Annotated in this window: 18 protein-coding genes; 6 read left to right on the top strand and 12 right to left on the bottom strand. The window is 63.2% G+C overall.

The window, feature by feature from the left end; translation table 11 throughout:
• Positions 1–23 precede the first annotated feature (23 nt).
• Positions 24–917: a hypothetical protein gene (locus tag J2X44_RS14435; protein ID WP_310085444.1), complete on the bottom strand. Its 894-nt coding sequence runs from the start codon at positions 915–917 to the stop codon at positions 24–26.
• A 6-nt stretch (positions 918–923) separates the two neighbouring features.
• On the bottom strand, positions 924–3,392 hold the full coding sequence (locus tag J2X44_RS14430; RefSeq protein ID WP_310085440.1) for a TonB-dependent receptor domain-containing protein: 2,469 nt from the start codon (positions 3,390–3,392) through the stop codon (positions 924–926).
• A 137-nt stretch (positions 3,393–3,529) separates the two neighbouring features.
• On the opposite strand from J2X44_RS14430, the gene J2X44_RS14425 reads away from it, so the two are divergent.
• From J2X44_RS14425 to J2X44_RS14415, 3 genes are all read left to right on the top strand, one after another.
• Complete coding sequence (locus J2X44_RS14425) at positions 3,530–4,240, top strand: phytanoyl-CoA dioxygenase family protein (RefSeq protein ID WP_310085437.1); 711 nt, start codon at positions 3,530–3,532, stop codon at positions 4,238–4,240.
• On the top strand, positions 4,237–5,439 hold the full coding sequence (locus tag J2X44_RS14420; protein WP_310085434.1) for a family 1 glycosylhydrolase: 1,203 nt from the start codon (positions 4,237–4,239) through the stop codon (positions 5,437–5,439). The genes J2X44_RS14425 and J2X44_RS14420 overlap by 4 nt, the downstream gene beginning before the upstream one ends.
• A 139-nt stretch (positions 5,440–5,578) precedes the next feature.
• On the top strand, positions 5,579–6,208 hold the full coding sequence (locus J2X44_RS14415; protein ID WP_310085429.1) for a tyrosine-type recombinase/integrase: 630 nt from the start codon (positions 5,579–5,581) through the stop codon (positions 6,206–6,208).
• Positions 6,209–6,314: 106 nt separating this feature from the next.
• On the opposite strand, the gene J2X44_RS14410 is transcribed toward J2X44_RS14415, so the two are convergent.
• From J2X44_RS14410 to J2X44_RS14365, 10 genes are all read right to left on the bottom strand, one after another.
• Complete coding sequence (locus J2X44_RS14410) at positions 6,315–6,452, bottom strand: hypothetical protein (RefSeq protein ID WP_310085426.1); 138 nt, start codon at positions 6,450–6,452, stop codon at positions 6,315–6,317.
• Positions 6,449–7,249 (bottom strand): uroporphyrinogen-III C-methyltransferase, encoded by an 801-nt coding sequence (cobA, locus tag J2X44_RS14405; RefSeq protein WP_310085423.1) that lies wholly within the window; start codon positions 7,247–7,249, stop codon positions 6,449–6,451. Before cobA ends, J2X44_RS14410 begins: the two co-directional genes overlap by 4 nt.
• Positions 7,239–9,839 carry a molybdopterin-dependent oxidoreductase gene (locus J2X44_RS14400; protein ID WP_310085419.1) on the bottom strand — a complete coding sequence of 867 codons (2,601 nt, stop codon included), beginning with the start codon at positions 9,837–9,839 and terminating at the stop codon, positions 7,239–7,241. The genes cobA and J2X44_RS14400 overlap by 11 nt, the downstream gene beginning before the upstream one ends.
• Positions 9,836–10,177 (bottom strand): nitrite reductase small subunit NirD, encoded by a 342-nt coding sequence (nirD, locus tag J2X44_RS14395; protein WP_310085415.1) that lies wholly within the window; start codon positions 10,175–10,177, stop codon positions 9,836–9,838. Before nirD ends, J2X44_RS14400 begins: the two co-directional genes overlap by 4 nt.
• Entirely contained in the window at positions 10,174–12,651 is a 2,478-nt protein-coding gene (nirB, locus tag J2X44_RS14390) for a nitrite reductase large subunit NirB (RefSeq protein ID WP_310085412.1), read from the bottom strand. Before nirB ends, nirD begins: the two co-directional genes overlap by 4 nt.
• The gene (locus tag J2X44_RS14385) at positions 12,651–13,853 is read right to left on the bottom strand and encodes a hypothetical protein (RefSeq protein WP_310085410.1); all 1,203 of its coding nucleotides are present in this window, start codon (positions 13,851–13,853) and stop codon (positions 12,651–12,653) included. The genes nirB and J2X44_RS14385 overlap by 1 nt, the downstream gene beginning before the upstream one ends.
• A 2-nt stretch (positions 13,854–13,855) precedes the next feature.
• Positions 13,856–15,088 carry a nitrate/nitrite transporter gene (locus J2X44_RS14380; RefSeq protein ID WP_310085407.1) on the bottom strand — a complete coding sequence of 411 codons (1,233 nt, stop codon included), beginning with the start codon at positions 15,086–15,088 and terminating at the stop codon, positions 13,856–13,858.
• A gap of 247 nt (positions 15,089–15,335) precedes the next feature.
• On the bottom strand, positions 15,336–16,547 hold the full coding sequence (locus J2X44_RS14375; RefSeq protein ID WP_310085404.1) for a CmpA/NrtA family ABC transporter substrate-binding protein: 1,212 nt from the start codon (positions 16,545–16,547) through the stop codon (positions 15,336–15,338).
• Positions 16,544–17,125, bottom strand: a complete 582-nt coding sequence (locus tag J2X44_RS14370; protein WP_310085402.1) for an ANTAR domain-containing protein — start codon at positions 17,123–17,125, stop codon at positions 16,544–16,546. Before J2X44_RS14370 ends, J2X44_RS14375 begins: the two co-directional genes overlap by 4 nt.
• Positions 17,126–17,262: 137 nt before the next feature.
• On the bottom strand, positions 17,263–18,423 hold the full coding sequence (locus J2X44_RS14365; protein ID WP_310085399.1) for an alpha-hydroxy-acid oxidizing protein: 1,161 nt from the start codon (positions 18,421–18,423) through the stop codon (positions 17,263–17,265).
• 297 nt (positions 18,424–18,720) lie between these two features.
• On the opposite strand from J2X44_RS14365, the gene J2X44_RS14360 reads away from it, so the two are divergent.
• The 3 genes from J2X44_RS14360 to J2X44_RS14350 all read left to right on the top strand — a co-directional run bounded on the left by J2X44_RS14360 (position 18,721) and on the right by J2X44_RS14350 (position 22,659).
• Complete coding sequence (locus J2X44_RS14360; protein ID WP_310085398.1) at positions 18,721–19,353, top strand: TetR/AcrR family transcriptional regulator; 633 nt, start codon at positions 18,721–18,723, stop codon at positions 19,351–19,353.
• A gap of 159 nt (positions 19,354–19,512) precedes the next feature.
• Positions 19,513–21,756, top strand: coding sequence for a TonB-dependent receptor (locus tag J2X44_RS14355; protein ID WP_310249325.1), 2,244 nt, complete (start codon positions 19,513–19,515; stop codon positions 21,754–21,756).
• Positions 21,757–21,771: 15 nt separating this feature from the next.
• Positions 21,772–22,659: an MBL fold metallo-hydrolase gene (locus J2X44_RS14350; protein WP_310085393.1), complete on the top strand. Its 888-nt coding sequence runs from the start codon at positions 21,772–21,774 to the stop codon at positions 22,657–22,659.
• Positions 22,660–22,673: the final 14 nt, after the last annotated feature.

The following is a 22,673-nucleotide window of genomic DNA, read 5'->3' as shown; positions in this document are numbered from 1 at the left end:
CATCAGCGCCAATGCCGCCCGCATCATGCGGCGCAAAGTGCAGCGTCGGCCTCGGCGAAACATTGCCGCGCGACGTCGATCAGAAAGGCGGATTCGGTCCAGCGGTCGCTCTCCTCGCGCCATTCGCCATCGGGTCCCCGCACCATCTTCGGATAGAAGGCGCGCGCGGGCAACAGTTCGGGATGCACTGCGAAATAGTCGCCGGGCTTCGCGTCGCGCAGGAAGCCCTCGAAACTCGCGGTCCAAATGCGGCGGTAATAATCGAGGTGCCGCACCTCGGCCGGGTCGCTCGCGGTGAGCTGGCCAAAGGCGTTTGACGACAAGCGAAGGTGCATAAAGCGCGTGCGTTCGAACACCGGGCGCATCGCCTCGAACTTCATATCCATATCGCCATAGGTCAGCTCGTGGCCAATATACCAATGGCCGAAATCGCCGTTGAAGCGCAATTCGGGGAAGTCGTCGATCAGGTCGAGCGTGCGGCGGATATCCTGCGTCATCGTGGCGCGGTGGGTTTCAAGATAAATAGGGTGAGCCAGCTGCGATGAAATATTGAGCATCGCCTCGGTAAGGCGCCGCATCTCGGCATCGCTCTCCAGCCCCGTGCCGAGTTGAACCGTCGAGCAGTCGCAGCCGGCGTCGGACCATTTCATTGCCGCCTCGGCCATCTGCTCGACATCGTCGAAGATGCGCATCAGCCCGGTCGGAATCAGCCCCGCGTCGATCGCGGCTTGCGGTTCGAGCGTCTGGATCGCCTCATAACCCGCCGCCTTGACCGCCGCATAGATGGCGGCGCGATCACCCCGCGGACCTGCGGACCAGTCGGGCAATTCGGCCGGCGTCAGGAAACTGATGCCGGCCAGCAGCCGCGGCGGCGCCGTGCTGCCGTCGTGGGTGTTGGCGGGGCTGAAAAACGTCATCGAGGGTCAAAAACTGGCATCAAGGGTCACGCCCCACACGCGATACGAATCCGCCGTGAGGAACTGGACGAACGCGCCGCCGGTGGGGGCAGGGCCACCGGGAACGGCCGGAGTGAACGCGCCGTTGAAGCCCGCGAACCCGTCGAATGTCGTGGTGATCGGATAGCGTTTGTCGAGGCAGTTGCGGCAAAAGGCGGCGAGGCCAAAGCGGCCTTCGCTGAAGCGCAATCCGCCGCGCAATCCCATCAGAAATCGCGACGGCGACGTCGGGTTGCCGGGGCTCGATCCGTAACTATACTTGTCCGAAAAATCGAGGTCGAATTGGGCAAAGCCTTCGATGTTCCTGGCAATCTCGCGCTTATACTCGCCGGCGAATGTCGCCTTCCATCGCGGCGCAAAGGGCAGCTGCTTCAGCGGCGCGCAAACGCCGCTCGGATCGGTCGTGCAAGGCACCCGGAAGTCTTTGCCGTAGCTTGCTTCATTGTAGATGATACCTCCCGACAGCGTCAGGTTCGACGTCAGATCGCCATAGAACGAAGCCTCGACCCCCTTGGTGGTGGTGCCGTCGGCGTTGCCCTGAATGAAGTTGATGACCACCTGCGGCGGCACCGGCGGCACAAAGATCGTCGTCTGATACCCGTCGAACTTGCTATAAAAGGCGCTGAGGTTGAAAGCGAAGCGATTGAACAGCCGCGTCTTGATGCCGACGTCGACGGAGTCGACATATTCCGGATTCACCTTCAGCGGCTGACGCGCGAGGGTGGGTGTGTAGGTTACCGATTCATTGAGGAACGGCCCTTTGTAGCCGCGGGCGTAGCGCGCGAAGAGCATGGTATCTGGGCTCAGCTCATACGTGACCCCGGCCGTTCCGCTAAAGCCGGTTTTCTTGACCCGGGCTGGCTCTGTAAGGCTGGTGCCAGCCGGACACGGAATCTGCTGAGCCGCAGGGAGCTCGGCGAATGGAAGGCCGCCGGCAAGCGTGCAGCTATTGACCGGAAGCACCGAGAAGAACCCGGTGTCGCCGGTGTAGATATAGGGACCGCCGGCGGTGACCGAACGATCGAACGAGTTGAAGCTGAAGTCTTCCAGGTCGTTATGCGTCACCCGCCCGCCGATGAAGAGTTTGAGTGCGGGCGTGATGCGCCAATCCACCTGTCCAAAAGCGGCATAATCGCGCTGGTCGATGATGAAGGTGGGATTGCGGCGGAACTCCAGTCCGCCAAGATTGAAACCGAGCGTACCGCTTTGATCGATCACGTCCAGCGTGTCAGTTCTCGCATAATAGACCCCCGCAACGAAGCTCACCGGATTGTCCGTCGATGAGGCAATGCGGAGCTCCTGGCTCCAGGTTTTGGAGGTGTAGGGGATGAGGTTGCGGTCGAGCAGGTTCGCGGGAACGGTATCGGCGAAATCGCCCGCAAGGTCGGCATCGATACCAAATTCGCCCTTGCGAGTCTTGCGCAGGGCGGTGATCGAGGTGAGTGTCAGCCCCTCGGCGAGCTCCCAGTCGATCGCGAGCGATCCGCCATAATTTTCGCGGCCATAGGTGTCACCCTCGTCGATGCCTGCGACGCGCAGGCTGTCGCCACACGTCTTGTTGTTTTTCGGGCTGGCGACGATGCCGCACGCGGCCAGCGTGGCTTCGAGCGCAGATCCGCGTGGCGCTTCGACCTGAACACCGACGCCAGCGAAATCGGCCGATCCGTTGACGCCGTTGCTCGCCAGACGCTGATAATCGGCGGATAGGTCGATGGTGAGCCGGTCGCTCGGTTGCCACCGGAACCGGGCGCGCACGCCGTCGTCGGTGTTGCGGTCCCATTCGTCGTAAAACTCGTTGTAAACGACCTTCCCGGTGCGGGTGTGCCGATAGCTGATGCGCAGCGCCGCCGTGTCGCCAAGCGGCAGGTTCGCGATTGCATAGCCGTGGATGTAATCGCGATTGCCGATATTAAGGTGGCCAATGAACTCGGTTTGGCCCAGCTTAGGCGCCTTGGTCGTGACGTTGATAAGCCCCGCGTTGGAGTTCTTGCCGAACAGCGTGCCCTGCGGTCCCGACAGGACTTCGACGGTTTCGACATCGTACAGCGCGTTGGTCAGCCCGCGGCCAAGGACAACACCATCCATCACCACCGAGACCGATTGCTCGGCGGACCGTCCGAAACCGCGCGTTCCGATCCCGCGTACCTGGAAAACCCCCTGATCGGTCGCGGTCAGCGCCGGTACCGCGCGGACAAGATCGGTGGTGGTGGTGATATTCTGGATGTCCAGCTGGTCTTGCGTGGCCACCGACACGGTGATCGGCACATCCTGCACGTCCTCGGCGCGCCTTTGCGCGGTCACGATGATGACCGCCCTGTCGTTGTCGTTCTCGCTGACTTCGGCTGGGCCCCGCGCTGCGACGGAAACCGGCGCCAGCGCGAGCAGCCCGAACGGCATCGCCACCGTACACGCGAGATTTCTCCGCACCTTCCGCATAATCGCTCTCCCACCAATTTATCGATATTTTTTAATTGAGTTCAAATTCGATCTAATCTTGCATTTTGTCAATGGTTCAATTTATTCTGACTCGCGAGCCTTGGCATTGCGCCGCGGCATCGGGATCGAGGAAAAAGATGCAGCGGATCGACGTCGAGCGCTTCCGGCGCGATGGGTTTCTGGTCATTCCGCAGCTTGTCGGCGCTGAAACGGTCGCGGCGTTGGCGGGCGTCTATGATGCGATGCTGCGCGGCGAGATCGACTGTAGCGCGACCGACAATCCGCTGGGCATGACGACACGGCAGATCATGATTCCCTCGGCCTATCATCCCATCTTTCGCGCCAATCCGGCGCTCGACGCGGCGCGCGACATGGCGCGCGAACTTCTTGGCGTCACCGATCCCAAGCCGGTGTTCGACATGTTGATCTACAAGGAGCCCGGCCAGCTCGCGACGACGCCCTGGCACCAGGATTACAGCTATGCACAGATGCCGTTAACCCCCGCGGGAACGCCCGTTCCGTCGGACGAATATGTGCAATTCTGGGTCGCGCTCGACGATGTCGACGAAGAGAATGGCTGCATGCATTTCATCCCCGGTGTCCATAACGCGCCGCTGCTCGATCATTATATCGCGGGTGGCGACGCCGATTACAGCCAGCGGCTGCTTGCGATCCGCGATCCCGAAACACGGCTGGATTTTGATAAGATTGTCGCATGCCCGCTCAAGGCGGGCGGAGCGACAGTCCATAATTATGGCACGCCGCATTTCACCTCGGGCAACCGGACGACGGATCGGCCGCGCCGCGCCTATATCTTTAATTTCTCCAGCCGCGACGTCGGCGCATGAGCCGCCTCCCGTCGCAATTTCTGTGGGGCGCCGCGACCGCGGCGCACCAAGTCGAGGGCAGCAACGTCCATTCGGATTGCTGGGCGCTCGAACATGCCAAGCCATCGCTGTTTCTCGAACCCTCTGGCGACGCCGCCGACCATTATCACCGCTACGCCGAGGATATCGGCATTGCCGCCGACCTTGGCTTCAACGCGTATCGCTTTTCGGTCGAGTGGGCACGGGTCGAGCCCGAACCGGGGTTCGTGTCGCAGGCCGCGCTCGATCATTACCGGCGGGTCGCGGATAGCTGCCTAGCACGCGGGATCGCGCCGGCGGTAACGCTGCATCATTTCACCCAGCCGCGCTGGATGGCGGCGCGCGGCGGACTGACATCGAGCGAATTTCCCGAGCGCTTTGCCGAACAGGCGGCGCGAACGGTCCGAGCGCTCGACGGCCTCGCGCTCGTCTGCACGATCAACGAACTCAATCTGCCTGCGATCGCCGCACCCTATTTCCGCGCCCGCGCCAGCGCGGAGCAACGCGCCGCCGCCGAACGCGCGCTCGGCGCACCTCTCGACGCCTTCTTCCTGCACAGTCCCGAAGACGCGATCTTCGGCAACGGTCTGGCCGCGCATCGCGCCGCGCGGGCGGCGATCCGTGCCGAACGTTCCGGCCTCGCGGTTGGGATGACGCTGGCCTTATCCGAAGAAGATGCCGAGCCCGGCGGCGAAGCCTATCGCGATGCGCGGCGCGAAACCTATTATGCGCCGTTTCTCGACGCTGCCGAGGAAGATGATTTCGTTGGCGTCCAGACCTATTCGCGCGTGACCAGCCGCGCCGATGGCAGTGTGGGGGTGGCCCAGGGCGGGATCGCCACCACCATGGGCTGGGAGGACCGGCCCGAGGCGATCGGAGCGGTGTGCGAATGGGTGGCGAGCCGTTGGGCGGTGCCGATGGTCGTCACGGAAAATGGCTATGTCGGCGAAGATGACGAGCGCCGCGCGGCTTTCATTGCGAGCGCGCTTGCCGGCGTCCGCCGAGCCATCGACGTCGGCGCTGACGTGCGCGGCTATTTCTACTGGTCGCTGCTCGACAATTTCGAATGGATGCTCGGCTACGGTCAGCGCTTCGGTCTGGTCGCCGTCGAGGGTTTGGGAAAGAAGCGGCGGATCAAGCCGTCAGCGCGCATTTTCGCCGACCTCAGTTCGAATCATTGACGGCAAGATCTGACCTAAGCAGATCGCCCTTACAGGACCTTTTTATTTAGCCGATGATGGCCATTCGGTCCGGCGACGACCGCCCACCCGCGCACTCGAGCGTTCCTTGGAAGGCCATCATGGCCACAGGAGAACGATCATGGGAAGGTCTGAATTTGACTATTCGATACCACGTCCGGCGTGGAATGCCGGCAGGAAGGTTGGAACAAAGCGCCCACTGAAACCACGTCAGATTTGGGCCACTCGCTTTCATCTTGATCGCGAGCACCGACTTCGAGACCGGGCGCTGTTCGATCTTGCGATCGACAGCAAACTGCGGGGCTGTGATCTGGTGAAGATCAAGATCGGCGATCTGGTGACAGGTGGAGAGTTGCGAACGCGGGCAATCGTAGTTCAGCAGAAGACGGGCCGACCAGTTCAATTCGAAATAATGTCGGACGCGCGCGGAAGCCTCTTGGCATGGCTCGAGCGGCGTGGCGGAGCGATCGAGGACTATGCGTTCCTCAGCCGTATCGACCACTCTGCCCATATGAGCACGCGGCAATATGCGCGGCTTGTTGATGATTGGGTTACCGCGGTCGGCCTACGAAGCGAGGACTATGGAACACATTCGCTCCGGAGAACGAAGGCGTCGATTATCTACAAGGCGACTGGGAATTTGCGCGCCGTACAAATTCTTCTGGGCCACACCAAAATCGAAAACACGGTGCGATACCTCGGCGTTGATGTGGAAGATGCCCTGACGTTGGCGGAAGGGATCGAAGTCTAACGATCAATGCTCGACATGCTAGAGAGCGAGCGCTCCGGATTGCTGCGGAACGTCCGCTCTCTTTATTTGACCGCCAAAAGCTGTCAGTCAGCTAGCGGCCAAGAAATCAGAGCTCTATATCGGCAAAGCCGGTCGCTGGCGTCGAGCGCGCCGTCTCGCGGCCGAGCGGTTTGGCATGGGCGGTGATGGTCGGCTGCGCGCCTTCGAAGCTAACCGAAGCGGCGCAAGGTGTCGCGCCGATCATTTGGGAATGCTTGGCCATCCAGGTGACCGTTCGCGATTCTCCAATATGGCGGGTACGACTTCGGCCGGCATCACTGCGGCACCGATCAGAATCAATGTCGGCGCGTCGGCAGCGAATGATTTTGTCGCGAGTTCGACCAGGTTCAGGCGCGTCGCCAGCCTATGTTCGCCGGGCTCGCTGACGTTGCACGCGATCATCACAGGCATATCGGCCGGCATACCCGCCCGCATCAAGCCCCGCATGATCTCTCCCGCGGCTTCGCGCCCCATGTAGAAGGCAAGGGTCGATCCGCCATGCGCGAGCGAGTTCCAGTCGATGTCGAGCGCCGCGCCGCGCTTGCTGTGCGCGGTGACGAAGCGGACATCGCGGGCCACGCCCCGCAGGGTGAGCGAGATGCCGGCGGACGCCGCAGCGGCGCAGGCCGTCGTCACGCCGGGGCAGATGCGGACGGCGAATCCGGCGTCGCGCAGCGCGGTCAGCTCCTCGGTCGATCGGCCAAAGATCGAGGGATCTCCGCCCTTCAGGCGCACGACGCGCTTGCCTGCCGCCGCTGCATCGATCAGCATTGCGTCGATCGTGCGTTGATCTTTCGAGTGGCGTCCAGACCGCTTCCCGACGCTGACCGCCTCGGTCGTGGCGGGGATCAGCGCGAGCACACCGTCGCCGACGAGGGCATCGTAGAGCACGATGTCGGCACATTCGATCAGGCGCACCGCCTTCATCGTGAGCAGTTCGGGATCGCCCGGTCCGGCGCCGACCAGCCAGACGGTGCCGGGCGCAAAATCGTCAGGCTGCATCGCTTTTCTCGTCGGTCAGGATGCGTGCAAGGGCTGGGCGGCACGATCCGCAGTTGGTGCCGGCGCCCAGCGCGGCGCCAATCGCCGCGACGTCGGCCAGGCTCTGATCGCGGATTGCGGCAGCGATCGTTTTCAGGCCGACATCGAAGCAGGCACAAATGATCGGACCGCGATCGGCTTGCACGCCCGGCGCGCGTCCGGCGAGCAAGGTGGGCGCAACCTTGGGGGCGCTCAGCTGCGCGATCAGCCAGTCGCGCGGCGGCAGTTCGCCGCTGGCCGTGACGAAGAGCGCGCCAGCCAGGTGTCCGTTCGCGACGACGGCAATGCGGCGCGTCCCACGCGCGGTATCCTGCGCCTCGATGCGCTCGCCTTTCGGCAACAGCGCCTCGATCGCCTTGAGATCGTTATTGCCCGCCAGCTCCCACATCACGCCCGATGGCACGGCGACACGCGTCGCCCACAGGCATCGCGGGGTTTGCGAAAGTTGGCGGGCCAGCAGCAGAAAGCCGCGCCAGTGCGGCGCGACCGGCGCAATAGCGGCGGGGGTCCGCTTGAAACCGGGCTGGCCCGACACGGGATCGACAAGCGGACGCGACAACAGGCCGGTGCGCCCCCCGCTCGACGTCCGGTCGGTCCAGTGGATCGGCACGAACAATTCGCCGATGCGCTGACCGGGATGAAAGGCGACGCGATAGAGGCTGTCGCCCTGCGGCGTTTCGACGCGCGCGAGGCCGCCGTCGGTCAGGCCGAGCCGCGCGCCGTCGGCGGGGTGGACCTCGACCAGCGGTTCCTCGCGGTGGCGCGCGAGCTTGGGGGCGAGGCCGGTGCGCGTCATGCTATGCCACTGATCGCGGTAGCGCCCGGTGTTGAGCGTGAGCGGCCATTTGGCGAGCGGTTCGGGCAGCGCCTTCTGCACGACGGTGACCAGCCGCGCGCGGCGGTCGCCGGTCGAAAAACGCCCATCGGCGAACGGACGATCGCCGCCCCAGCGAAAGGGCTCCATCGCGTCATAGGCGGCGTTGCCGCCCTGCGCCGCGCCGGGCAGGGCGAAGAGGCGCGCGCCGTCATTGTCGTAATTCGACAGGTGGCAATGCTCGCGCCAGATGTCGGCGGGGCGGTCATAGGCGAAGGCGTTTTTCCAGCCCATGCGCCGCGCGACCTCCTTGACGATCCACCAGTCGGGCATGGCTGCGCCGGGCAGCGAAAACAGCGCGCGCTGGCGGCTGATCGTTCGGTCGCTGTTCGTCACGGTGCCGTCCTTTTCGCCCCAGGCGGCGGCGGGCAGGCGGACGTGCGCGAAGGCGCCGGTATCGGTCTTTTCCATGACGTCGCTGACCACGACGAAGGGGCAGGCGCCCAGCGCCTCGCGCACACGGTTTGCGTCGGGCATCGACACCGCGGGGTTGGTCGCCATCACCCACAGCGCCTTGATCCGGCCTTCGCCGATGGCGCGGAACATATCGACGGCCTTCAGTCCCGGCTTTTCGGCCATCGTTGGCGCGGCCCAGAAGCGCTGGACGCGATCGCGGTTTTCTTGTCCGAAGTCCATATGCGCGGCGAGCGTCGAAGCGAGCCCGCCGACCTCGCGCCCGCCCATCGCATTGGGCTGGCCGGTGATCGAAAAGGGGGCGGCACCGGGCTTGCCTATGCGTCCCGTCGCGAGGTGGATGTTCAGGATTGCGTTGACCTGGTCGGTCCCCGACGTCGACTGGTTGATCCCCTGGCTGAACAGGGTGACGGTGCGCGGATGGGCGGCGAACAGTTCATGGAAGCGCCTGAGGTCGGCGGCATCGACGTCGCACGTCTTTGCCACCGACCACAGATCGCTCCCCTCTCCAAGCTGGTCCCAGAATTCGTGCGGAACCGCGACATGCGCGGCCAGATACGCCTCGTCGACGATCCCCGCCTCGCGGCAATGCCGGAGCAGCCCGTTCATCAGCGCGACGTCGCTGCCGGGCCGGATCGCGAGGTGCAGGTCGGCTTCCTCGGCGGTTTCGGTGCGGCGCGGGTCGATGACGACCAGCTTCGCGCCCGCCTCGCAGCGCGCTCGTATGCGCTGATAGACGATCGGGTGGCACCAGGCGGTGTTCGACCCGACGAGGACGAAGAGGTCGGCGGCGTCGAGGTCGTCATAGGTCGCGGGCACGACATCCTCGCCGAAGGCACGCATATGCCCCGCGACCGCGCTCGACATGCAGAGGCGCGAATTGGTGTCGACGTTCGCGGTGCCGATGAACCCCTTCATCAGCTTGTTCGCGACATAATAATCTTCGGTGAGCAGCTGGCCCGAGACGTAGAAGGCGACGCTTCCGGGGCCATGGCGCGCGATCGTCTCCTTGAACCGCTTGGCGACTAGGTCGAGCGCCTTGTCCCAGGTCGCGCACTTGTTGCCGATCATGGGCGCGAGCAGGCGTCCTTCGAGCCCGACCGTTTCGCCAAGGTGCGTGCCTTTCGAGCAGAGGCGCCCGCGGTTCGCCGGATGATCGGGGTCGCCCGCGATCTCGACCGTCCGCTCGCCCGTCACCGTGGCGCGAATGCCGCAGCCGACACCGCAATAGGCGCAGGTGGTGCGGACTGCCGCTGCCGTCACGCCGCCGCCTTCAACGTGCTTGCACGGCAGATCAGCACCCGCCCGCCGTCGATCTTCACCGGCACCGTCGGGGTGCAGCCCTTGTCATCGCCCAGCGCCTCGCCCGTGGACAGGCTGATCCGCCAATTGTGCAAGGGGCAGGCGACCGCGCCGCCGTGGACGATACCCTGGCTCAGGCGCCCATGTTTGTGCGGGCAGCGGTCGCGCAGCGCGAACACCTTGCCCTCGGCGGTGCGGAACACCGCAATGTCGTCGCCGCCCTCGACCTGCACCGTGCGGCTGCCGCGCACTGGGATTTGATCGACCCAGCCGATATCGAGCCATTCGGGAGCGTTCATGCCGGTTCTTTCTGCGGGGTAAAGCGCGCCAGCGGCGCATGATGTTCGGCTTCGGCGCCCTCGGCGCGCTGTGCCCAGGGATCGTCCTGACTGAAGCTTTGCGAATAGAGGAAGCGGGCGCGCAGCGCCTCGCGGCCGACCTCGTCATCGACAATGCGCGCCTTCACATAATCGACCCCGACGCGCTCGATCCAAGGCGCGGTGCGTTCCAGATAGTGGGCTTCTTCGCGGTAGAGCTGGATGAAGGCGGCACAATGGTCCATCGCCTCATGCTCGGTCGCGACCTTGCAGAGCAGGTCGGTGGCGCGCACATGGATGCCGCCATTGCCGCCGACGTGCAGCTCATATCCGCTATCGACGCACACGATTCCGAAATCCTTGATCGTCGCCTCGGCGCAGTTGCGCGGGCAACCCGACACGGCGATCTTGAACTTGTGCGGCATCCAGCTGCCCCAGCTCATCCGTTCGACCTTGACGCCGAGCCCGGTCGAATCTTGCGTGCCGAAGCGGCACCATTCGGACCCGACGCAGGTCTTCACGGTGCGCAGCGCCTTGCCATAGGCGTGGCCCGAGACCATCCCGGCGGCATTGAGATCGGCCCAGACCGCCGGCAAATCCTCTTTCTTGATCCCGAAGATGTCGAGCCGCTGGCCCCCGGTCACCTTGACCATTGGGGCGTTATATTTCTCGACGACGTCGGCGATCGCGCGCAGCTCGGTCGGGTTGGTGAGCCCGCCCCACATGCGCGGGACGACGGAGTAAGTGCCGTCCTTCTGGATGTTGGCGTGCATGCGCTCGTTGACGAAGCGGCTCTGTTGGTCGTCAACGTACTCACCGGGGAGCGCGCAAAGCAGATAATAGTTTAGCGCGGGGCGGCAAGAGGAACAGCCGTCGGGCGTGGTCCAGTGCAGCTTGTGCATGACTTCGGGGATCGAGCGCATCGCCTGCGCGACAATCTCACGGCGAACATCGTCGTGACCAAAGCTCGTGCATTTGCACATTGTTCTCGGCCCGCTCTGCACATCGTCGCCAAGCGTCAGCGCGAGCAGATTTTCTACGAGGCCCGTGCATGATCCGCAACTCGCCGACGCCTTGCAGGTGCCTCGCACCGCGTCGAGGCTATGCGCGCCTTTCGCGATGCACGATATGACCTGACCCTTGGTAACGCCGTTGCAGCCGCAAATCTCGGCATCGTCCGAGAGCGCTGCAACGGCCGCCTTAGGGTCCGCCGCGCCCCCTCCCGAGGCGAAGGCCTGGCCGAAGATCAACAGGTCGCGAAGGTCGGAGACGTCTTCCTGCTTCTTGAGAAGATCGAAATACCAGCTGCCGTCGGCGGTATCGCCATAAAGCACCGCACCGACGATGCGGTCGTCCTTGACGATCACGCGCTTGTACACGCCGCGGCTGGCGTCGCGCAGGACGATGTCCTCGCACCCGTCGCCGCCCGAAAAATCGCCCGCCGAAAACACATCGATTCCCGACACCTTGAGCTTGGTCGAGGTCACCGAGCCGCGATAGCCTGTCGGTTTTTCGACCAGCCCGTCGGCGAGGCTGCGGCACATGTCCCACAGCGGCGCGACGAGGCCGTAAACCTGCCCGTCATGCTCGACGCATTCGCCGACCGCGAGCACGGCGGGATCGCTGGTGACCATATGGTCGTCGACCTGGATGCCGCGCCCGACCGCGAGGCCCGCGTCGCGGGCGAGGGCGACCGACGGGCGGATGCCGACCGCCATGACGACAAGGCTGGCGGGGATCAGTGTCCCATCCTTCAGCTTCACCCCCTCAACCTTGCCGTCGCCGACGATCTCGGCGGTGTCGGCGCCGGTCAGGATCGTCTGACCGCGGGCTTCCAAGGCCTGCTTGAGCAGCCAGCCCGCCGCTTCGTCGAGCTGCCGCTCCATCAGCGTCGGCATCAGGTGCAGCACCGTGACTTTCATCCCGCGCAGCGACAGGCCATGCGCGGCCTCCAGCCCCAGCAGGCCGCCGCCGATCACCACCGCATCGCCGCCAGCGTCGGCGGCAGCGAGCATGGTATCGACATCGTCCATATCGCGAAAAGCAATCACGCCGGGCAGATCCTTGCCGGGCACCGGAATGATGAACGGGTCGGACCCGGTCGCGATCAACAGCCGGTCATAGCTTTCGGTGACGCCGCCGCGCGTCGTCACGGTCTTGGCCGCGCGGTCGATCCGCGCGACAGGGTCGCCCGCGACGAGCGCAATGCCATTGTCCGCATACCAGCCGGCATCGTTGATCACGATGTCGTCGAAGCTCTTTTCTCCCGCGAGCACGGGGGAGAGCATGATGCGGTTGTAATTGACCCGCGGTTCGGCGCCAAAAATCGTCACGCGGTAACGGTTCGGATCGCGCGCAAGCAATTCCTCGACGGCGCGGCATCCGGCCATACCGTTGCCGATCACGACGAGATGCTGGCGCGTGTCGGCATCGGGTTTGAGGGGGCGATGTTCCATCAGAGCGTCCAGTCCAGTTGGAGCCAAAATTTGTCGGTGTCGGTGGCGAAGCCGTCGGCTTCGTAATGGGCGTAGCGCGCCGAGGCGGTGACCTTGCCGAGCTTGGCGCTCGCCAGCAGGTCGATCTCGTCGCCATAGGAGCGGCTGGTGCGGTCGCTGCGATAGTCGTGATAGACGGCCTGCAATGTCACGCCTTTGAGCAGCCCCGCCGTCTTCCAACCCCAGCCTGCGCTCGCATAAAGGTCGCGCACGCCGTCGGGCGGGGTGATCAGGAATTTGTCGGCCCAGCCCTGGAACTTGAACCCGGTCGCGAGCGGGGTCTGGAAGCTGGTGAGCGCCGCTCCGTCGTCGGCGCCGAGTATTTCATACCCGACGCCGACCCGGGGGCCGCCGAAATCGACCGCCACGTCGGCGAGCCAATAATCGGCGGCATAGTCATTGGGGTTGCGGTGCCAGTCGGATTGGCGTGCATATGAGAGCTGCCAGGCGACCTTCGCCTTGCCGAGCGGCTGACTGCCATCGAGCCGCACGCCATAGCTCTGGCTCGACAGCCGGAACGCCTGCATCGCCGCTTCGTCCTGATCGACCATATAGGCAAAGACTGCCACCTTGCCGGCGGGGGTTCGGGCGCTGAGGTTGGCGAAGAGATTGTCCCCCGAAACCGCCCGCTGCCGCGCCCCCGCACCGTCGATGCCCCAGATGGTGCGAACGCTCCACGCATAGGCGACCTCGGCCTTTACCCCCTTGGCCGGGGTGATTTCGGCGCGCACGGCGTCGAAGCTCTGGCCGTTCTGGCGAAAGCCGACCGAGCCGACGAAACGCTCGTCGTCGAAACCGAGCCGCTGGCGCCCGGCGGTCACGGCAAAAGCGGGCGACGCATAACGGACCTGCGCGCGGGCGAGGGCGATGTTCTCGGGATCGGCGATCAGTGGCCGCGTCGCCACGCCCTGCAATCCGTCGAAATAATCGTCGACGACCCCGAGATTGCCCTGACCCTCGACCAGCGCCGACCAGCGCCCCGCCTTCGCCTCGACCCCGGCGCGGACGCGCAGCGTGAGGGCGGAGGCGTCTTCGGGTAGGCCGTCCTGATCGACTGTTTCATGGCGGAGGCGGGCTTCGCCGAGTGGCGCCAGCGCAACCTCCTCGGCGTGCGCGACCCCGGCCGGCGCGAGCGCCAGCAAGAGAATGAAGGTGCGGGTCATGGCTAGATCCGCACACCTTCGGCCGCACCCCAAGTTGCGCGCCATTGGCCCTTCACGAACATCAGCGCGATCAGCGCCGCAACCGCGAGCCCCGCGAAGATATAGAAGCCGGGGGCGAAGCTGCCGCTCCACTGCTTGGCGAAGCCGAGCGAGGAGGCGAGGTAGAAACCGCCGACCCCGCCCGCCATGCCGACCAGCCCGGTCATCACGCCGATCTCGGCCGAAAAACGCTGCGGTACAAGCTGGAACACCGACCCGTTGCCGGTGCCGAGCGCGAGCATCGCGATCACGAACAGGCCGAGCGCGGCGGGCAGGCTACCCGCCTGCGGCACCCCGGCGAGCGCCAGCGCGGCGACGACGAACACCATCATCAGCGCCTTCACCCCGCCGATCCGGTCGGCGAGTGCGCCGCCCATCGGGCGCACCAGCGACCCTGCAAAGACGCACGCCGCCGTGCAATAGCCCGCCATTACCGGGGTCAGGTGGAACTGGTCGGTGAAATAGATCGGCAGCGATGCGGCCAGCCCGACGAAACCGCCGAAGGTCACCGAATAAAAGGCCATCAGCCACCATGCATCCGCGGTCTTCAGCGGCTCGAAATAATGCGCGAGCTTTTTGGGCGCAGGCGCGTTCGGCGCGTCCTTCGCCATGAACAGATAGAGGAAGAAGACGATGGTGAGCGGGATGCAGGCGAGACCGAGCACTGCGTTCCAGCCGAACATGACCGCGAGTCCCGGAGCAAACAGTGCAGCGAGCACGGTGCCCGAATTGCCCATGCCGGCGAGCCCCATCGCCTTGCCCTGATGCTCGGGCGGATACCAGCGGCTGGCGAGGGGGAGGGCGATCGCAAAGCTGGCCCCTGCGAAACCAAGCACGACGCCGAGCGCGAGGGTACCGGTGAAGCTGGTGACTCCCATCAACCACGCGATGAACAGCCCGGCGATGACGATCACCTGGCTGATCGCACCGGCACGCTTCGGTCCGATCCGGTCGACGAGCAGGCCGTTGACCACGCGCAGCAGCGCCCCGGTCAGCGTCGGCACCGCGACCATCAACCCCTTTTGCGCCGGGCTGAGGCCAAGATCGGCCGAGATCGCGGGCGCCAGCGGCCCCAGGACGACCCACACCATGAAGGCGAGGTCAAAATAGAGAAAGGCGGCGACCAGCGTCGGCCAGTGCCCGCTGGACCAGAAACTCGATTTGGGTGCCAAAGCACCGGAGGTTGCAGTCGTCATCGTCCGTCCCCTTTTGTGACGGGCAATAAAAAAGCCGCCAGGACGGCGGCCACGCGGGCGCATCCTGACGGCTTCATTGCCTGTTGGATTACGGGAAAAGGCTTCCCGCCTGCCGCGCGGACCGGCCCCGTCATTGGAGCCGTAGCCGCTTTATCCTGCCCCGGCAGCCTTGCCGAGTGCACTTAAGCTGCCTGATTCGCGGCGTGACCGCAAGCGGTTATTTCGCAGGTGCAGCAAAAAGCAAAAACTAAGGAAGATCCGAAAGATAGCCCTGAATATCGTCGGGATCGAACGCGCGGCCATCGAAAAAGCGGTCGCTGCCGAGGACAAGTCGGCCCTGGACCGAGCCCGCGCCCATGGGCATGCCGATGCCGCCTTCGAGCTTAGAGCTTGCCCCCGGCAGCGGCGCACCCGACCCCGCCAGCGCGGCACGATAAATGTCGGGGCGGAACACCGCTGCGGCGGTTGCGGCATCGGCGGCCGAATAGGCGACCCGGTCCCAGCGGAGCATCTGCGAATAGAGCCACGCGGCCTGGCTGCGCCACGGGAAGTTCGCTGCTTCGCGATGCTGGAACATAAAGTCGGGATAGTGGATCGGTTCGCCGCCGGGGACGAGGCGGATGCGATCGGTGATGGCGCGCAACACCGCATCGTGCGGAGCACCCAGATATTCGGGCCGCGCAAGAATCTGTGCGCTTTCCTCCGCCGTGACGGGTTCGACGAAATGGGCGGCGGCGGCGTGGAGTGCGCGCAGCAGTGCTTCGACCGCATCGCGCCGGTCCTCGGCAACGGCTTCCCGCACCGCGAGCACCTTTTCGACGCCGCGCCGCCAGATTTGCGCGGTCGCGAGTGCGATTTGGCCGACGCCCCGCTCCACCGCGATCGAGTTCCACGGCTCACCAACGCAGATGCCGTCGATCTCGCCCGCCGCCAGCGCATCGGCGGCAAATGGCGGGCTCGTAACTACGATCTCGACATGGGTATCGGGGCGGATGCCCACCCCCGCGAGCCAGTATCGCAACATATAATTATGGCTCGAATAGCGATGGACGACGCCGAAGCGCAGCGGCTTCCCTGCAATTTTACGCGCCGTGGCGACGCGCAGCAGCGCCGCTCCAATGATGGCGGGATCGCCCAGCGTCTCGCCCAGCCCGACATCCTGTGCAAGCTGGGTGGAAAAGGTCACGGCGTTGCCGTTGAGGCCGAGCACGAACGGCACCGCCATCGGTACCGCCGGACGATCACGGCCAAGCGCAGTCGCGATCGCCAGCGGTGCTATCATATGCGCGGCGTCGGTGTGACCATAGAGCAGGCGGTCGCGCACCGTTGCCCAGGTCATGTCGCGCACCAGCTCGATACTGATGCCTTCGCGTGCGGCAAAGCCCAGCTCGTGCGCGAGGATCGGCAGTGCTGCGTCGACGAGCGGCAGGAAGCCGATACGGAAGGTCTCGGCGCTCATTCCATGCCTCCCAAGAGCGCGTCGCTCGTGACGATCGCCTCGGCAATCTCGGATATACGGCGGTTGGTGCTCATCGACTGTTTTCGCAGCAGCGCATAGGCGGCGGGTTCATCGATCGCTCGTCGTCTCATCAATATCGTCTTGGCACGATCGATCGTCGCGCGTTCGACCAGCGCATTTTTGGCCTCGTCGAGCTCGCGTTGCAGCCGCGAAAAGGCCTGAAATCGCCGGATCGCGAGGTCGATGACAGGCTTGATCCGTTGTTTCGACAGCCCATCTACGACATAGGCCGACACGCCTGCATCGATGGCGGCACCGGTCGCTTCGGCATCACTCTGGTCGACGAACATCGCGATCGGTCGGGAGAGCGCCCGCGACATGGCGAAGAAATCCTCAAGCAGATCGCGGCTCGGGTTTTCGAGATTGACCAATATAACTTCGGGCTTCGCAACCTCGATTTGCGCCACGACCGCGCCCGCTGGATCGATAAGCACCAGATCGTCGAGACCAGCCTCGCGTAGACCATCCGAAATGATGGCAGCGCGCGTCGTGCTCGTATCGATAATCGCGATCCTCATTGTCGCGTCTTTACGCTGCAGCGCACAAATCTACTAGCTTGTTTCTTTCTGACGACCGTATCGGCCATTTAATGGCCGCTTTGCGAAATTTTAAACCGAATGCGGACGGACTGCAATCGGCCAATTCCCGATGAGGGCTAGATTCGGGATGCGCCCTCCTCGACCAATGCTTCAACTGTCGGATAGCCATTTACAGCCATCAGCAAGTCCGCTTCAGCGAGGATTGACCGGAGCACGTGCGCCGCACCCTTTGCCCCGCCGATTGCGAGGCCGTAGGCGTAAGGACGCCCGATGCCGACCGCCTTGGCCCCCAGTGCTAGCGCCTTGATCACGTCGCTGCCCGAACGGACGCCGCTGTCGAACAAGGTTGGCATTTCGCCGGCAGCCTTCACGACGTCCGAGAGCATATCTATCGCAGCAATCCCGCCATTTGCCTGGCGCCCGCCGTGGTTCGAGCAATATATTGCGTCAACCCCATGGTCAGCTGCTCGGAGAGCGTCGTCGGGGTGGCAAATGCCCTTTAAAATGATGGGCAATCGGGTGATTGATCTGAACCATTCGATGTCGCTCCAGGTCAGTACCTTGCCGAATGTCGTCGCCCAGGCTTGAACGGCGGCGGCGATATCCTCTTCCGGCGGACGCGCCAGCATTGCCCGGAAGACCGGATCTGAAAAATAATTCTCAAGCACCTTGCCGCGTAGCTGGGGAAAATTCGACGCATTGAGATCGCGGGGGCGCCATCCCGTGACCCATGTGTCGAGCGTGATGACCAGCGCCTTGTAGTCGGCCGCCTCGGCACGGCGGATCAGGCTCTCGGCCAAGTCCGGATTCTTGGGAGTGTAGAGCTGGAAAAACGCCGGGACGGATCCCGTCGCATTCGCCACCTCTTCCAGCGGACTGTTCGACAATGTCGAAGCGCAAAAGGGGACGCCGGTCATTGCGGACGCCTCCGCCGCAGCAATGTCGCCGCGCTGGTCCTGGGTGATCTCCCCATTGACGCCGATGGGCGCCATAAAGATCGGAGAGGGCAGGGTCATTCCCAAAAGGTCGACCGACAGGTCGCGCGACGTGCAATCGACCAGCATGCGGGGGACCATGCCCCAATGGTGAAAGGCGCTCGCATTCGAGCGCTGGGTATGTTCGTCGCCGCAGCCGCCCTGCACATAATTCAGCAGTGAGGGCGAAAGCGCATTTTCAGCGCGCTTTTCCAGCGTTGCAAAATCGACAGGATAATCGGGAAGTACCCCGCGCAGGCCGTCCTGATAGATCTGCGTCTGCAGATCACCATAATGTCCCATTGTCCCGTCTCTCCGCTCAATCGCCGACGCATATTTGCGTGTGCCGGTCTTTCGTCCACTTCTGCCAGTCGGTACCTTATCGCTTTTTGACCGGTTCAAAAGCGCAAAACAGGCCGCGTTTCTCGACATCCTTGTGGCAGCAACGCTAAAGTTACCAGCCTCATGTAAAAACTACTAGCAGGTATATATCTTTTGCGGCATACCCTTCCAGCGGGCCGCCATCGATAGAATGGCGCCGCGGAGGGAGGTTTTGGTGTCACTATCCGGCTGCCTTGGGTCGATGCTATGACCGTCGCCGTGTCCAGTGATTCCCTGATCCGCCCGCGCGTCTCCGGCGCTTCCCTCAAGTCCGAGTTCGTTGCCTTCAAGGTCAACCGTATCGTCGAGGCAGCGAGCCATCTTTTTTACGAGCGCGGCTACAGCAGCTGCACGCTCGACAATGTCGCTAGCGAGCTCAGCGTCACCAAGCCCTTCCTCTACTCCTATTTCAAGAACAAGGAGGCGATCCTCTCTGCGATCTGCGAGGTCGGGATCAGCGAGGCGCTGGCGGTGCTGGAAGATGTCCTGGCGCATGAGCATGACAGCCACCGGGCGCGGCTCGCCGAAGTGGTACGCAAGGTCGGACAGATCGTGATCGATCGGCAGGAATATGTCGTCGTTTATCAGCGCGAAATGAAGCATCTTAGCGCCGACGATTATACGCGCATTTTGCGCCTGCGGCACAGTTTCGACCATCAGATCGGCGAAATGATCCGCGAAGGTGTCGCCAGCGGCGAATTTCGCGAAGACATCGACCCGTTCATCGCGGTGTGGATCGGCGGGCTGATCAGCTGGATTCCGACCTGGTATTCATCCAGCGGCCAGCGAACTGCTGAAGAAGTGATCGAATATCTTGTCCAGGCCGCGCTGCGGCTGGCGGGCGCGGAATAGCTTCAAAAGGTATGAGTGAAGGCAAATGATGAACGGGCAGGATCGCCCGACTAGCTTGACCAGACATTAGATTACTGACCGGTAGAAAATTATACACCCGGTATATCAGGGAGAGAGATTATGAATTCGAAGATCAAGCATTTGCTTTTGGCCACGGCCATGGGCTCGTTCGCTGTCGCGTCTCCTGCATTGGCGCAAGACGCCAGCCCGGATGCTGTCGCCGACGGCAATGATGACGGCACGATCATCGTGACCGCGACCAAATCGGGCAAGTCGCTGGAAGACACCGGAGCGTCGATTTCGGTTCTGGGTGCAGACGATGTGGGGGCCGGCGGCATCGAGGACGCCGGCGATCTCGCCGCCGCGGTGCCCAACGTCTCCGTCGGTGACCAGTTCGGCGTCAACCGCACCTTCATCCGCGGCATCGGCCTCACCAGCATCGATCTGGGAGCCGACGGCGCCGTCGCCTTTCTTCAGAATGGCGCGATCATCAGCCGCCCCGCCGCGCAACTCAGCGGATTTTATGACATCCAGCAAATTGAAGTTCTGCGCGGGCCGCAGGGGACGACCTATGGCCGCGGTGCGACCGGCGGCGTGATCAATATCGTGACCGCGCGGCCGACCCCCGAATTCGAAGGCTTCGCCCGCGCAACTTATGGCAATTATGACGCGCGCACGCTTGAAGCGGCGCTCGGCGGGCCGATCGCTGGCGAAAATCTGATGTTCCGCATTGCGGGAAAATATGAAAAGCGTGACGGCTATGGCGCCAATTTGTTCACCGGCAATCCGATCGACGATCGCGACGCCTATGCCATCCGCGGCTCGCTGCTCGCCAACCTGTCACCCGACCTAGAACTGCTGATCGTCGCCGATCACTTCAAGGAAGATGATAACAATTACGCGTTCCACTATTTCGGCCCGACCGTGGTGCCCGAAGCAGGACTCGCATCCTCGCTGCTCGGCGGCGACACGATTTTCGATTATTATGCGGCGCGCGGCGAGAAGCCCGATCTGCGAAACATCTATTCGGATGAAGACGCGATCAACAAGCGCAACGGGTCGAGCATCCAGGGCATATTGACGTGGGATTCAGGCGACTTCTCGCTGATCTCGACCACCGCCTATCGCAAGTTCAAACGCTTCAACCGCGACGACCTCGACGTCAGCGATTTCAATGCCTTTGGCCGGAACGATTACACCGAAAACAGCGAGTCGTTCAGCCAAGAAGTAAATTTCAACTATAATGTCGGCAGCCTGTCGCTGCTCGGCGGCGCGACCTATTTCGAGGAAAAGCTGTTCGGCGAAGTGCGTGTTCCCACGGTCAATCTGGCATCCTATTTCAACATCGTGCTCGGCACCAATCTGCCCGCCAATCTGTTCGACAATGGCAATTATCTCCAGCGCGGCACCGTGAAGACCAAAGCCGCCGGCGCCTATCTCGAGGCGGCTTTAGAAATCCTGCCCGACCTCACGATCACCGCCGGCGCGCGTTACAACTGGGAAAAGCGCAGCGGCGTAGGGCGTTTCACCTTCGAGGCGCAGGGACTCGATATTCCGACCGACAAGACCGGCAGCTGGAATGCGATCACGCCCAAGTTCGCGATCGAATATCGCACCCCTGGCGGTACCTTATTCTATGGCAAGGTGACGCGCGGTTTCAAATCGGGCGTCGTGAATATCGGCAGCATCAATTCGGTCATCGATCCCGAATATGTGTGGAGCTATGAAGCCGGTTTCCGCGGGGAAACCGCCGACCGAAAATTTGGTTTGTCGGGTGCGGTCTTCTATTACGACTATACAAATCTGCAGGTCGGTTTCGTCAATGCCAACAGCATCGTCGAGACGATCAACGCGGCGTCGGCGCGTAACTATGGCGTCGAGCTCGAGGCAACCTTCCGCCCCGCAGACAACACGACGATCCGCGTCTATGGCACCTATCTCAACGCCAAATACAAGGATTTCTGCAACGGTTATTATGCCGCGGGCAATGCCAGTCGGCCGCAATATCCAACGTGTGCGACTGACCCGGGGCTGGTCGATCTTTCGGGCAACCGGTTGTCGAACGCGCCCAAATATACGGTTGCAGCGTTTGTCGATCAGCGTTTCAATCTCGGCAATTCCGGCTTCCTCGACGTGTCGGCCGATATCAACCTGCAGGACGAGGTATTCTTTACCGAGTTCAACAATAATGACGCCCGGCAGGAGGCCTTTGCGCTGGTCAATGCGAGCATCACCTATCGTTCGCCCGACGAGCGCTGGTCGTTGGCGCTATGGGGCAAGAATCTGACCGATAAATATGCGCTGGCGAACACGATCATTGCTGCGCCGCTTTACAGCTTCGTGTCGGTTGGATCGTTGCGGCCGCCGCGGACCTATGGCGTCACGCTTGGGGTCGATTTCTGATCGGAGGATCGCATCATGGACGCAGCCTTCACTATCGGTCGCCACCGGGTCTATCGCCTGGAAGAGTGGCAAGGCGGCTTCAGCCCGCCCGAAGCACTCTTCGCGGAGTATGAGGAAGCTGCGTTCGACCAGCAGGCGGGCGATTTCGAGCCCGCCTTCTTTCGCGACGGGCTGATCTACGGCTATCTGCAAAGCTGGCTGATTGACACCGGCAGCGAGCGAATCATCGTCGATACCGGGGCGGGCAATGACAAGGACCGCCCCGGCATCCCGATCTTCGGGCAACTGACGACCCGGTTTCTGGACGGTCTTGCGGCTGCGGGGTTCGGGCCGGGCGATATCGACAAGGTGTTTTGCACCCATCTGCACATTGATCATGTGGGATGGAACACCGAATGGCGCGATGGGGGCTGGCAGCCGACGTTTCCCAAGGCGCGATACTATTTTCCGCGGGCCGACGAAGAGGCGTGGAACCCGGCCAAGACGCTTTACGCGACCCTTGCCGGTGCCGGGGTGAACGCAAACGTGTTCGAGGATAGCGTACAGCCGGTGATCGACGCCGGGCTGGCCGAACTGATCGACGATGGCGCCACGATCGCGCCGGGCATGACCGCGTGGAACTCGCCAGGACACACGCCGGGGCATATGGTGTTGGAGGTCGAGAACGACGGCGAAACAGCGCTGTTTACCGGCGACATATTACATCACCCGATGCAGATTACCCGCCCCGACTGGAACAGCGTCTATTGCGAAGATCGTGCCGTGGCCGCCGACACAAGGCGTCGCATTCTCGAACGCGCGAGCGCCAAGGGGGCGCGCATTGTGCCGGCGCATTTCGGCGCCCCGCATTCGGTGTTTGTCGAACGCGGTGACGACGGGACATTCGTGCCGCGCTACCGCTAGTTTTCAGGGAGACG

Origin of the sequence: Sphingopyxis sp. BE259 (assembly GCF_031457495.1) — a bacterium.
GTDB lineage: Bacteria > Pseudomonadota > Alphaproteobacteria > Sphingomonadales > Sphingomonadaceae > Sphingopyxis.
The sequence above is the reverse complement of the archived record's forward strand: the minus strand, read 5'-3'. Positions and strand labels throughout refer to the sequence as shown.